Genomic DNA, 11,672 nt, shown 5'->3' on the forward strand with positions numbered 1-11,672 from the left:
GCCAGCATAATCGCGGCGATCGGAATTTGAAACCATCGGGTAGCCGACAATCGGCACAGGCGCGACTCAATGACAGCAAGTCTTCTTTCGACCGAGCTGGCCGCGCGGCTCGCCGGCAGCGCGTGGTTCCGCGCGGCGCCGGCCGCATTGCAGGCGCAATTGGCGGACGCGGGGCGGATAAAGCGCCTTGCTGCCGGCGAGCGTCTTTTCACGCGCGGCGATTCCGACGACGGCCTTTATTGCGTGCTCGGAGGCCTGATGCGAATCGGCGCCGCGAGCGTGAGCGGCAAGGAAGCGCTGCTCGCCGTGATCGAGCCGGTGAACTGGTTCGGCGAAATCGCGCTGTTTGACAATCGTCCGCGAACGCACGACGTGTATGCCGAACGCGACACCGAACTGTTTCATGTACCGCGCGCCGCACTAGGCGCGCTGCTCGAACGCACGCCGGCCTATTGGCACACGTTCGGCTTGCTGCTCACGCAAAAGCTGCGTCTCGCCTTTGACGCGATAGAAGAAGCCGCGTTGCTGCCGGCTGCACAACGCATAGCACGTAGGCTGCTGCTGATGGCGGGCGGATATGGCGAGGCGGGCGCCATGCGGCGCGTCATCAACGTGCCGCAGGAAGATCTCGCGATGATGCTGGCGCTGTCGCGGCAGACCATCAACCAGGTGCTAAAGCAGTTTGAAACGCAGGGCGCGTTAAGGCTTGGCTACGCGGAAATAGAAATAGTCGATGCGCGCAGGCTTGCAGAGTTCGCGCAGTTGCAAGCGAGTTCTAGTTAACAGCGCGCGCAGCGTTGTCAGCACACTTGTTGCCACGCTTTTTTTGCACTGAAGCACGCATAAAAAAAGGCGAGTCATACGACTCGCCCTCCCTGAACGGCTTGGCCCGGCTTCGATTATCTGTTTCTGACTTCTAATGCCCGCGTGGCCGGTGCGCGCCGGAACCGTACACGTGTTATTGCGTTTTGGCCGTGCCGGTCTTTGCGCCGTCGGCGTTCACCGGCGCATTGCTGGTCTGTTGCGTGGCGTCCGTTTTCGTTTTCGCTGCGCTGGAATCGGCCGGAGTCTTCTTCACGGTTTTATGCTTCTTTGCGACGTGCTTCGAAGACGTTTTCACATGCGATTTCGCAGCCGCTTTATCACTCGCTTGAGCAGGCGCGTTGGCCGTGGCCGCGCTGTTGTCCGACGCCCCTGTTTGCACGGCGGTGCTTGCCTTCAGATTCGCCTGGCCGGCGGGCTGCGTTTGTGCGGGCTGCGCGGATTGCGACGGTGCCGGTGCGGCCGTTTGGGCGAAAGCAGTCGACACGAGCAGAGCGGAAGCGAGAGCGGCGAAAAGCGTCTTCATGGTTTGACTCCTTGTTTAACCGGTGGATCCGTGTGAGTGGATTCCTGTGCGCTGATTCGTTCAGCGCTGCCGGTTTAACGCAGCCCGGAAGACAGCAGTTGACGATGCTCTGGTGACAAAACGTAACTGCATCGCAGCCGCAGAAACATATCGGGGTGCTGAATACGCTTTCCGCGTTCTGCTCTGGCAACGGTCTAACGATCTTTGAACATCACTGCATCACTGAAACGGGTTTTGTGCGACGCCCGGTTTTTCGTCGGGCTCGTCTTTCACCCTTGCGGGCAGTGCAGGGTGCGCCTGCAACGCGGCCACGACGGCATCCACGGCTTGCTTCAGTGCGAGCGCGGCCTTCAGCCCGCGCTGATCCTGCGTGAGTTCGAGCGTGCCGTTGAGTACGACGCGCGTCGTGCCGTTGCTTACGGTCATCGCGTCGCCCTGGATGTTCAGCACATCGTCATCGTTCGAATAGGGTTTAAACACCTTTGAGTCCTCCCGGTCGCTGATCTTTGAGGTTCTCCGGAATGCCCGGAAAGCGGATGCCCGAGGCTGCCTCGAGTTCGTGAATCGTCCTGATTTCGTAGCGGTTCGTCGACACATTGTCGACCACGACCGCGAACGCCAGTTGCCGCGCAGGCACGTATACCGCCTTGAACAATTGCGTCGGCACGAATACGCGCGTGGGTCCGATAGTCTGCAATTGCTGGCCGCTGAACATCGGGCCGGTGACGACGTACGTGTCGTCATACGCCACCGCCATTCTACGCACCGACGTTTCGATGCGCGCCCACAAGCGCTGATTGTTCTCGCGATTCTGCGGCACGACATTGGCGAGCGAAAACGATTGTGCCATCGCTTGCGCATTCCAGCGATTGCCCGCAGGACTCATATGCCCGCGATCGAAACCGCTGCGCTTGTAGTCTGCGAGCGTCGCGCCTTCGCCCTCGGGCAAACGCGCGTCTTCGAAAAACCTGTTGGTGCGCACCATGTCCTTCGCGGCTTCGATATGGTCGCGCGTCAAATGTTCGGCAGACCACAACGGACCGTGCGTGATGCCGGAATGCATGACGGCGAAATCGCTATAGCACAGCATGCGCGTTTTCGGCGCCATCTTCTGATTGATCAGAACCGGCCATTGCGCATTGGGCGTGAACTGGTTGCAGGAAGGCGCAGCGCTGGCGTGAGCAGCAAATGCAGCGAGCAGACAAAGGAGCCACTTCTTCATGTGTCAAACGTGGGGCGAGGAGGGGCGCAAAGTATAGCGTTGATGTTCAGCATCGGTGAACACCTCGCACGTTGCAATTCGTCGATTAGTCATACAACAATGCGCGAACATGCGGACGTCATTTTTAATGAGCCGCTTCTCGCACTTTCGTGTGCCGTGTCGTATCAATGTGGAGACAACAACAATGCTTAGACTGCTTATCGCGTGCTGCTGCACGGCTTTGCTTGCCTTGCCCGCGTTCGGTCAGTCGCCTGCCTCCAGCAGCGCCGATAGCCGCCTGAGTGAAGCCCGGGCAATGGAGGCAGTGATATGGGCCATGCCCGCAGTCAACTACGATCTGATGCGCCAGGAGATGCTGAGCAAGACCGCCGCCAGGGAAAACCAGGTGATCTACTGGGGACGCCCGCTCGACTGGCACAACCAGTCGCTCACGCCGAATCCTGACGTGATCTACTTCATGGTGTTTTTCAACACCAAAGAAGGCCCCATCGTGCTCGACGTGCCGAGGGCGAAAGGACGCGATTCGCTGAACGGCAACATCGTCAATGTGTGGCAGATGCCGCTTGAAGACGCCGGCCTGTTAGGCGCCGACAAAGGCGCAGGCGGAAAGTATCTGCTGTTGCCGCCGGGCTACCAGGGGAAGGTGCCGGCAGGCTACATTGCCCTCCATTCCGATACGTTCGGCGGCTTTGCGCTGATCCGCGCCAATCTCGCCAGTCATGAACAGGCTGATGTCGACAGCGCCGTCGCTTACGGCAGAACGGTCAAGGTCTACCCGCTCGCGCAGGCGGCGCACCCGTCTGCCACTGTGTTCACGGATGCCAAAGACGTGGTCTTCGATTCCACGATTCGTTACGACGCGAGCATCTTCAACAATGTGGACCGGATCGTGCAAACCGAGCCCTGGTTGCCGCGCGACCGCATCATGATCGATCAACTGAAATCGCTGGGAATAGAAAAGGGCAAACCATTTGCTCCGGGCGACGCGATCAAAGCACAACTCGACAAGGCAGCGCGCGAAGCCGGGCAGTGGCTGGAAGCAAAATACGACGCGGGCATGCCGCCGTTTTTCTCACCGCGGAGCCGCTGGACTTACGCTGGACCCCTCGAGGTCATCAAGGCGCAGGAAAACGGGTTTGCCGATGTCAACACATATCCCGTGGACGCCCGCGGCCTCACCTACACCTACGGCTACATCGGCATCAAACGGCTCGGCGTGGGTCAGATGTATCTCATCTCCATCAAGGACAAAGACGGGCAGTCGTTCGACGGTAGCCAGACCTATCGCTTGAGGGTGCCGCCGAATGCGCCTGTGCAGCAGTTCTGGTCCGTCACCGCGTACGACCGTCACACGCATGCGCTGATCCGCAACATGCCGCGCGCGAGCCGTTCCTCGCGAATTCCCGATCTGCAGAAAAACGCGGACGGCTCCGTCGATGTCTATTTCGGCCCTAGCGCGCCTGCCGGCAAGGAAAGCAACTGGGTGCCCACCGATCCGGCGCGTCAGTTCGAGTTGATGTTCCGCCTCTATGCACCGACCAAGGCGCTGTTCGACAAGCAATGGCAACTGCCGGACGTCGAGAAAGTCGCCGCGTCCTGACGTGACGAGCGATAGGGGAGCCGGTTTCTCGAGGCAAAAAAATGGGCCGCCTTGCAGCGACCCGAATGCGTGGATTTCCGACTCTACGCACGCAAACTTAAGACCGGCTTAAAGGTGTGCGCTGAGGGAATCCGTTGAGTGCGGGCGAGTAACGTGCGCACGCTCGCGCGCATGAAAACCGGAAGCACATGCCCGGACAAAAAGCTCCCACGCGGGCCAATCGCCACGCGTGGAAATTTCGACCGAGCGAGAAAAAGGCGGGAATTAATTGCCGAACACGCTGTTTTCCGCGTGGACGTTTTGACGATCGACCGCTTGCAAACGCCAGAAACCATTGGTCGGCGCATGGTTGCGCAGCGCGGTCCAGGCGGCGTCGCCTTGCGCCGCACTGACGCGCTGTTTGCGATCCACATGCAGGCCGCGCAGTGTACAAAGCGGCGCTTCGTTACTGGGCCCGCACAGTGTCGTCACGCCGTTTTCGTCGCGTAATTCGCCCCATGGAGGCAGGTCGATCCCTTGGTGCGCTTCTCTCGACCACCGGTGTTCGTCGGTGTCGAGCCACAAGACAGCGTAGTCATGACTGACGGTGGGATCGGAACCGTTAATAAGGATAGTCAGGCGCATATCAGTTCCGTGCGAAGTGCGAAGAATTGCCTTATCAGTCTATGTCGCGGCGTCGGTTATTCAAGGCCAAGGTATGACTTTTCGCGCCAGGGAATTCACGCGAAACCGCACGCCGGTATTGCGAACGCGCCGCTGGCCGGCGCGTTTTTGTCGCGTTCTCCGCGAGCCTCACGCGAGGTCCAGCGGCGCCGTCAAATCCCCGAGCGGAACGAGACCGTTGCTGGCGAACGCGCGGTCGCGCGCCACCACGCCGGGAAGCGGCGCGAGTCCGTGCACACGGCTGATCAGGCGAAGAATCGAGTTCGTGTCGTACACGGTGTGATCCACGTAGCCCTTTTTGGCGAGCGGTGAAATGACCAGCGCCGGAATGCGCGAGCCCGGACCCCAGCGGTCGCCCAGCGGCGGCGCGACCGGATCCCACCAGCCGCCGTTTTCGTCCACGGTGACGATCACCACGGTATTGGCCCACTGCGGGCCGCGCTGAATATGCTCGATCACGCTTGAGATGTGCCGGTCGCCAGATTCGACGTCTGCGTAGCCCGCATGCATGTTCAGATTGCCCTGCGGCTTGTAGAAGGTGACAGCCGGCAGGCGTCCCGCGTCGATGTCGGCAATCAGACGGTTGGTCGAAGCGTCTTCTCCAAGACCGGCGTCGCGCAGATACTTGCGCCGCGCGGCCGTGCCCGGTGCGTAGTTGGCGAAGTAGTTGAACGGCTGATGGTGGTACTGGAAGTCGGGCACCGCGCCCGTGTCCTGATGCTCCAGCGCGTACTGCCACGCGCCGCTGTACCAGGCCCAGTCGACACCTTTGTCCGTGAGACGGTCGCCGATCGTCGCGTAGTTTTGCGGCGGCAGCACGCGCGGATTGGACGCATCCGCGAATGCAGGGTTGCCGCCTTCGGCCGGGCGCACATTGCTCGGCTGATAGGGCGGCGCCATGGTGTTGACGGCGTAGCCGTCGGCGGTGAAGGCGCCGTCGTTGACGAACTTCGGCGGGCCGTCGAGCGCCGACGCCGGCGAGTCCGGTGCGAGCTTCAGGCGGGCGCCGGTGCGATCGTCGCCTTCCACCACGGACACCAGCTTTTTCGCCGGGCTGTTGTGAATGTCTGGATAGAAGGGCGCCTGCGCCGAAATCAGAAAGATGTGATTCAGCCACGAGCCGCCGAATGCGGCCATGAAGAAGTTATCGCACAGCGTGTATTGCTGCGCGAGGCTCCAGAGCTTGAGCGTATCGGCGGAATTGCGGTAATGGCCCATGACGAGCCCGCCCGAATCGCTCCACGCGGCGAACTGGTTGTTGCGGCCCGCGTTGATCTGCATCTGGTTCTGATAGAAACGATGCACGAGGTCGCGTGTAATGACGCCGGTGGGAAGCGGCGCGCCGTGCGCGTCGGTTAGATGGAAAGGCCCGTTGCGCAGGTTGCCGATGTCCTTCTGTCCGATCATGTAGCGCTTGCCGTCCACTTCCTGCGCCTGCGGCACGAGGCCGCCCCAGATTGCCGGCAAGCGCGGCAGCGGTGTCTTGCCGTCGCGGTCCAGTTGCATATAGCGCTCGGCGCTCACTGAATCCAGCGGATGCTGGATGCCTGGAAAATTGCCGTACAGGTTCGCGAAACTGCGATTTTCGGCGTAGATCACCACGATCTGTTTGACCTGATCGCGCAGCGCGGCGTCGAGCCGCGCGTCCGCAGCGCTGCGCGGCGCCCCGCCGCTTGCGAGATCGTCGGTCTTGCAGCCGCTCAGTGCGAGTCCCAGGCCGACTGCCGCCAGGCCCGTCAGCACACGGCGGCGCTCGGGGTTGTGGGGATCGTCCGCGGCGTTGGCGGCGTTATTGGCGCTGTCGGCGCGGTCGGGATCGGGCGGCAGGGAGGGATCGTGGTCTGTCATCAATCGGTTCCGAAGTGGTCGTGGCGAGCGTCAAATGCGGCTCGAGGCGGCGCGCAAGACGCCGGCGGAAGCTAAGGGATTTTGCTGGGAGTACCGGCCGAAGAATGCACCGGCTTGCTGCCGGATGCAATGCGGCCTTTGCGCAGCTAAGGCAGGCGCCGCTTGACCCGCCAACTGTTGTGCGTTGCATCGACGGCAAGCAGCAGCCAGTGCCTGGTGTTGACAGGGTGGCGCTGTTGCGTTGCGTAACCGTCGACGGTCAGTTCGAGTTCGTCATGCGCCCGCACATGGCAGGTCGCGTTGGCGCCGGAGCCGTCGGCGAATTCAACGGTGGCGGCCGCCGCTCGCGCAGGTTCCGGCAAGTGCGCGATATGCACGGCGCATCCGGGGTAGAGATGCGAATCGGCAACCTGGATCTGCACGGCATTGGACATGAGCGTGGCCTCCGGACGCTTGAGCGGAACGAAGGCGTGGCAGCGAGACCTCGCGCAGCGGACCGGATCAAAGCATAGCACTGCGGGGGCGTTACGGCGCTCCCGCAGCTCCCTCATCGCGCTCAAAGACCCCGCCTCAAACCTGCTTCCGATAAACCACAAAGCCGGACTTATCCGCCACCGTGTCATACAGCTTCATCGCGGTGTGGTTCGTCTCATGCGTCTGCCAGTAGACTCGCTGCGAGCCATCCGCTTTGGCGCGCGCATACACCGCTTCGATCAGCGCGCGGCCCACGCCCTTGCCGCGCTCGGCCTCCAGCGTGTAGAGGTCCTGCAAATAGCAGATCGGACCCGCGAGCGTCGTGTGACGGTGATACAGAAAATGGACGATGCCCAGCAACTGGCCGTCGCGTTCGGCGATCATCGCGTGCATCGGCTCATAAACGTCGAAAAAGCGGCCCCATGTCAGCTGTGTGATTTCTGGCGGCAAAGCGGTTTCGCCGGAGCGGCCGTAGAACGCGTTGTAGGCGTCCCATAGCGGCAGCCATGCGTCGAAATCAGCGTGTTTGACAGGGCGGATCTGAATCGTATCGGGCATGCGCGGCTCCTTGTTATGTCGGCAGGCAAACCGTCAGCATAAGAAAATTGCCTCGCTATTGTTAGCTCCACAGAGCGGCTCAAGTTTGGAACCATGCATGCGTGGCGCAGCACCGAGCACCCATACGAGCGCTGCCTCGTGTCGCAGCGCCTATGCTGCGCGTCGCGTGCAATGACTACAATGGCGGATCTTTCGTCCTCCAAACGGTCCAGAACGGTCGCGAGCGCCAGACATGCTGATCTCCTGTTACTCCAGCGGCGAGGCCATCCGCAGCCGGCGCGTGAGCGACGTCGTGCTGTCGAGCGTCGTTGACATACCCATGCCTTCGCAGCGTGTGCTGATGGATTGGGACAGAGAAACGTCGTCGCGAATGAACCTCGAAGCCGGCGATGTCGAGGTGATGCCTTTCGCGCGAACCCGCGTGCGTTGGTCGGATTACACGCGCTGCGTAGAGGCAATGTCGGACTGGACAGGCTCGGTCGGACTGCCCGAGGTACTCGTCTCGAGCGACGTAGCCTTGATGGCCTGCCGTGGCGCGAGGTATCACCACGACGCAGCGCAGTATGGCGGCGCGGCCTTCTGCAACCTCTTTCTCACCGAGGACCAGGGCTTCGACCTGCATTTCGCATCTACGGGCGAGCGCATTCCATTAAAGCGCGGCACGGCCGTGATATTCGACACCGGCCAGCCTCACGGCGTGATCCGGCGCGACAGCAGCGGTTTCAATGCGGACGACTTCACGTTGAATCGCGAGTGTGTGCAGATATTCCTGACGTGGGAGCTTCCCATCGAAAACACGTATGTGGCTCGCGCGCTCAACATCGACTTCGACGTTGCTCCTTGGCCGAGTTCGCAAGCGGATGCCGAGCAGCTGTTGCTGAATGGCGAAGCGGTGACCACGTGTCCGTATTCTGGCCGCTGGCTGCGGGCCGAGTGAAAATCAGCGCCGCGCCCGTGCCGTGCCACGGCCGCGCTCGCCTGTATGATGGCGGGTTCGCGCCTGACTGCAAGCTCGCACAAACAGTCGGCGCAGATCGCATACAGCAGGGCCGCCGCGAGGCGGCGCCCATGCATCTTTTCACGACGACTCTCACAGGAACACCGCCATGACGGCTGCAACGCAATTCGATCAGGTCTCCGTTATCAAACGCGCGAACGTCTACTTCGACGGCAAGTGCGTCTCGCACACCGTTCTGTTCGCGGACGGCAGCCGCAAGACGCTAGGCGTGATCCTCCCAGGCACGCTCAATTTCGGCACCGACGCACCCGAACTCATGGAAGTGCAGGCGGGCCAATGCCGCATCCGCCTGGAAGGCAGCGACGAGTGGAAAACCTACAGCGCGGGCGAGTCGTTTTCGGTGCCCGGCAAGAGCCGCTTCGACATCGACGTGATCGAAACGCTCGACTACGTCTGCAGCTATCTGTAAGAGCCTTTAAGCGTGCCTTGCCTGAACGCCCTGAGAGCTCCAGGCGTCCAGGCAGAAGCGCCAGCGCGATCTTCAGGCACTACGGCGCAGCAAACACGTCCGTACGATTGGCCGTGTTACCCGAGTTGGTCTGCACGAACAGCGGCACGAACGCCGTGCCCCGCGCATCCAGCCCCTGATAGTCGCCGACGAAAAAGCCCTCCGCATTCGGCGCGGTCTTCAGATCGAACGGGCCGGCCACATGCAGCTCTGCGCCAAAAGTCTTGCCGCCGTCCGTCGAGGTGGTCTGCCAATAGTCGGTCGGCAGCGTCGACGTATTGCCGGCTTCGAGCGCGCGAAAATCATAGTAGGTAACGGCGACCGTTCCCGCGGAGTTGACGCGAACGCTTGGGTTGAACGCGGGCTTTCCAGAAGGCGTGTTCACGCGCACTGGCGCGCTCCAGGTCTTGCCGCCGTCCGTCGAAGTAGACAGCGCAATCTCATCGTACTGGCCGCCGTTGAAACGCGAATCCTGCCAGACGACGTAGAGCTGGCCCGTCGCCGGATCGATTGCGGGCTCGGGAATGATGTCTCCCGTACGCACCGGTTCGCCCGTGTTGGGGTCAGTGACCGAGACGGTCTGCAGACCGGAGACGATTTGTGGCTTGGTCCACGTGAGGCCGTCATCGGTGGATTTGATGAACGCCACCTTGCCCGCCGCTTTTGAGAACGGTGGACTAATCAGGTCGAAGAAGTTGTAGAGCGTTCCGTTCTGCGAGTTGACCACGATCTGATTGCCGATGGTCTGCTGCCGCGACGGCACCGTCACGATGACTGACGGCGTGCTCCATGTGAGGCCGCCGTCAACTGTCTTCGAGAACATCGACGGTCCGCGGAAAGCAGCCGTGTGCAGGTTCGCATACGGATTACCGTTCGGCAATTCGAGCCGGTCCCAGACTGCATAGGCGACACCTGCGCGAACCGGATTCGCCGTTACCGACTCTTTATCGTTGAAGAACTGCAACGACGGTTCGTTATCCGCGATGAGCACACGCAAGTTGTCCCACGTTTGACCTCCGTCCTTCGACACCGCGGCGCCGACGGCGTTGTTGTTGTTCGACTGGTTAAACGAGATCGACACGGAGTATGCGGTGCCGTCCGGTCCAATGGAGACCCACGGGTCGGACGCCCGTTCGTACGGCAGACCACTGGCGCACATGCTGAATGGCTGCGGAGTTTCTTTCCACGTTTGGCCGCCGTCGAAGGAAGCGGCCGACACCAGACCGTGAGCGCCGCCGTTCGACCAGCGGTCCTGCTGCCACACGGCAATCAGGTTGGAAGGATTAGCCGGATTCACGGCGAGCCAGGGCTCGACCTCGGCATTCACATAGATGGTGCCAGGCCCGCCGATGTTGCAACTGGCAAACGGACTCGGACCCGACGCCAGAACCGGCGCGGCCCACCCCGTGGTGCTGGCCGTCAATGCAATGGCGAGCGGGATGCCGAATAGAAGTACACCATGCTTGTTGCAGGACATAGAAGATTCCTCCTCCATAGGCGGCCTGTGACGGGCAGACCGATAGCACGCTGGCGGTTGCTAAGCGACGTGGGGAGATTGCGCCTGCTTGCATGAGTCATAACGACAGCATCGGCGCTTCTTGTTCAGCATCTTTTACTCGCCAGACTCACTACCGCTTCAACCATTGCAGGCCGCGAGCGCTGGAGACCGCCAGCGCGTCGGCTACGACTTCCATCGTGCTGCCGGTTATGACCGGCAGCAGGGATGCCAATGCAATTTAGGTCTTACCAAATGCATCGGCGGGAAATTTTTTGTAACGGGCGATGCGCTGTGGCTCGACATGCCGCCAATGTCTTTGCGGCAGCGGACGCGGCTATCCGGATTGGATCACGTCGTGAGATATCGCAGCGCGCAGCGACTAATTAAGCGAATCAGAAAATCGCGTGGAGCGTATGTCGCCGTGATGCGAAGGAGAACCGGAGCGGGGACGTGTCCCAGAGCTCGGGAACATCTTGTAGAAGAGGTGGAGGTGCTGGAGCCTCAGAACGAGGCTCCAGCCAATGCAGCGATGATGCTCGTCAGACCGTGCGGCGCACCATCAATTCCTTGATCTTGCCGATCGCCTTGGTCGGGTTCAAGCCCTTCGGGCAGACGTCGACGCAGTTCATGATGGTGTGGCAGCGGAACAGCCGGTACGGGTCTTCCAGGTTATCGAGCCGCTCGCCGGTCGCCTGATCGCGGCTGTCCGCGATGAAGCGGTACGCCTGCAGCAGACCCGCCGGGCCCACGAACTTGTCCGGATTCCACCAGAAGCTCGGGCACGACGTCGAGCAGCTCGCGCACAGGATGCACTCGTACAGCCCGTCGAGCTCGTCGCGCTCTTCCGGCGACTGCAGACGCTCCTTCTCCGGCGGCGGCGTGTCGTTGATCAGGTACGGCCTGATCGAGTGGTACTGGTTGAAGAACTGCGTGAAGTCGCAGATCAGGTCGCGCACCACCGGCAGCCCCGGCAGCGGACGCAGCACGATCTTCTG

13 protein-coding genes are annotated in these 11,672 nt (G+C 61.5%); 4 read left to right on the top strand and 9 right to left on the bottom strand.

Annotated features, from left to right (window positions below; genetic code table 11):
• Window positions 1-69 precede the first annotated feature (69 nt).
• Entirely contained in the window at window positions 70-783 is a 714-nt protein-coding gene (locus A3AC_RS0124280; RefSeq protein WP_025602061.1) for a Crp/Fnr family transcriptional regulator, read from the top strand.
• Window positions 784-958: 175 nt separating this feature from the next.
• Here A3AC_RS0124280 and A3AC_RS0124285 read toward each other — a convergent pair whose 3' ends face one another.
• From A3AC_RS0124285 to A3AC_RS0124295, 3 genes are all read right to left on the bottom strand, one after another.
• Window positions 959-1,348 carry a hypothetical protein gene (locus A3AC_RS0124285; RefSeq protein ID WP_025602062.1) on the bottom strand — a complete coding sequence of 130 codons (390 nt, stop codon included), beginning with the start codon at window positions 1,346-1,348 and terminating at the stop codon, window positions 959-961.
• 219 nt (window positions 1,349-1,567) lie between these two features.
• Window positions 1,568-1,828 carry a hypothetical protein gene (locus A3AC_RS0124290; protein ID WP_025602063.1) on the bottom strand — a complete coding sequence of 87 codons (261 nt, stop codon included), beginning with the start codon at window positions 1,826-1,828 and terminating at the stop codon, window positions 1,568-1,570.
• On the bottom strand, window positions 1,821-2,570 hold the full coding sequence (locus A3AC_RS0124295; RefSeq protein WP_025602064.1) for a DNA/RNA non-specific endonuclease: 750 nt from the start codon (window positions 2,568-2,570) through the stop codon (window positions 1,821-1,823). Before A3AC_RS0124295 ends, A3AC_RS0124290 begins: the two co-directional genes overlap by 8 nt.
• Before the next feature lie 184 nt (window positions 2,571-2,754).
• Here A3AC_RS0124295 and A3AC_RS0124300 point away from each other — a divergent pair, with 184 nt between their 5' ends.
• On the top strand, window positions 2,755-4,170 hold the full coding sequence (locus A3AC_RS0124300) for a DUF1254 domain-containing protein (RefSeq protein WP_025602065.1): 1,416 nt from the start codon (window positions 2,755-2,757) through the stop codon (window positions 4,168-4,170).
• A gap of 264 nt (window positions 4,171-4,434) precedes the next feature.
• Here the strand turns inward: A3AC_RS0124300 and A3AC_RS0124305 are convergent, their stop codons facing one another.
• From A3AC_RS0124305 to A3AC_RS0124320, 4 genes are all read right to left on the bottom strand, one after another.
• Window positions 4,435-4,794, bottom strand: coding sequence for a DUF3564 domain-containing protein (locus A3AC_RS0124305; RefSeq protein WP_025602066.1), 360 nt, complete (start codon window positions 4,792-4,794; stop codon window positions 4,435-4,437).
• 168 nt (window positions 4,795-4,962) lie between these two features.
• Window positions 4,963-6,681 (bottom strand): acid phosphatase, encoded by a 1,719-nt coding sequence (locus A3AC_RS0124310; RefSeq protein ID WP_025602067.1) that lies wholly within the window; start codon window positions 6,679-6,681, stop codon window positions 4,963-4,965.
• 146 nt (window positions 6,682-6,827) lie between these two features.
• The gene (locus A3AC_RS0124315; protein WP_025602068.1) at window positions 6,828-7,115 is read right to left on the bottom strand and encodes a hypothetical protein; all 288 of its coding nucleotides are present in this window, start codon (window positions 7,113-7,115) and stop codon (window positions 6,828-6,830) included.
• Between the two features lie 136 nt (window positions 7,116-7,251).
• Entirely contained in the window at window positions 7,252-7,713 is a 462-nt protein-coding gene (locus A3AC_RS0124320) for a GNAT family N-acetyltransferase (RefSeq protein WP_025602069.1), read from the bottom strand.
• Window positions 7,714-7,945: 232 nt separating this feature from the next.
• Between A3AC_RS0124320 and A3AC_RS0124325 the strand changes: the two genes are divergently transcribed.
• Complete coding sequence (locus tag A3AC_RS0124325) at window positions 7,946-8,650, top strand: hypothetical protein (protein WP_025602070.1); 705 nt, start codon at window positions 7,946-7,948, stop codon at window positions 8,648-8,650.
• 169 nt (window positions 8,651-8,819) lie between these two features.
• Window positions 8,820-9,140, top strand: a complete 321-nt coding sequence (gene ppnP, locus A3AC_RS0124330; protein ID WP_025602071.1) for a pyrimidine/purine nucleoside phosphorylase — start codon at window positions 8,820-8,822, stop codon at window positions 9,138-9,140.
• A gap of 79 nt (window positions 9,141-9,219) precedes the next feature.
• Here the strand turns inward: ppnP and A3AC_RS0124335 are convergent, their stop codons facing one another.
• Both A3AC_RS0124335 and A3AC_RS0124340 read right to left on the bottom strand, forming a co-directional pair.
• Complete coding sequence (locus tag A3AC_RS0124335; RefSeq protein WP_025602072.1) at window positions 9,220-10,656, bottom strand: sialidase family protein; 1,437 nt, start codon at window positions 10,654-10,656, stop codon at window positions 9,220-9,222.
• 560 nt (window positions 10,657-11,216) lie between these two features.
• Window positions 11,217-11,672: succinate dehydrogenase iron-sulfur subunit (locus tag A3AC_RS0124340; RefSeq protein ID WP_025601975.1), on the bottom strand; the 456-nt coding region annotated here is incomplete at its 5' end.

The organism is Burkholderia sp. WSM2230 (assembly GCF_000472445.1).
Classification (GTDB): Bacteria; Pseudomonadota; Gammaproteobacteria; order Burkholderiales; family Burkholderiaceae; genus Paraburkholderia.

Excerpts from the sequence above, each read along its gene's own strand:
- A3AC_RS0124280 (WP_025602061.1), top strand. The coding sequence starts at position 70 with ATGACAGCAAGTCTTCTTTCGACCGAGCTGGCCGCGCGGCTCGCCGGC.
- A3AC_RS0124285 (WP_025602062.1), bottom strand. The coding sequence starts at position 1,348 with ATGAAGACGCTTTTCGCCGCTCTCGCTTCCGCTCTGCTCGTGTCGACT.
- A3AC_RS0124295 (WP_025602064.1), bottom strand. The coding sequence starts at position 2,570 with ATGAAGAAGTGGCTCCTTTGTCTGCTCGCTGCATTTGCTGCTCACGCC.
- A3AC_RS0124300 (WP_025602065.1), top strand. The coding sequence starts at position 2,755 with ATGCTTAGACTGCTTATCGCGTGCTGCTGCACGGCTTTGCTTGCCTTG.
- A3AC_RS0124305 (WP_025602066.1), bottom strand. The coding sequence starts at position 4,794 with ATGCGCCTGACTATCCTTATTAACGGTTCCGATCCCACCGTCAGTCAT.
- A3AC_RS0124310 (WP_025602067.1), bottom strand. The coding sequence starts at position 6,681 with ATGACAGACCACGATCCCTCCCTGCCGCCCGATCCCGACCGCGCCGAC.
- A3AC_RS0124315 (WP_025602068.1), bottom strand. The coding sequence starts at position 7,115 with ATGTCCAATGCCGTGCAGATCCAGGTTGCCGATTCGCATCTCTACCCC.
- A3AC_RS0124320 (WP_025602069.1), bottom strand. The coding sequence starts at position 7,713 with ATGCCCGATACGATTCAGATCCGCCCTGTCAAACACGCTGATTTCGAC.
- A3AC_RS0124325 (WP_025602070.1), top strand. The coding sequence starts at position 7,946 with ATGCTGATCTCCTGTTACTCCAGCGGCGAGGCCATCCGCAGCCGGCGC.
- ppnP (WP_025602071.1), top strand. The coding sequence starts at position 8,820 with ATGACGGCTGCAACGCAATTCGATCAGGTCTCCGTTATCAAACGCGCG.
- A3AC_RS0124335 (WP_025602072.1), bottom strand. The coding sequence starts at position 10,656 with ATGTCCTGCAACAAGCATGGTGTACTTCTATTCGGCATCCCGCTCGCC.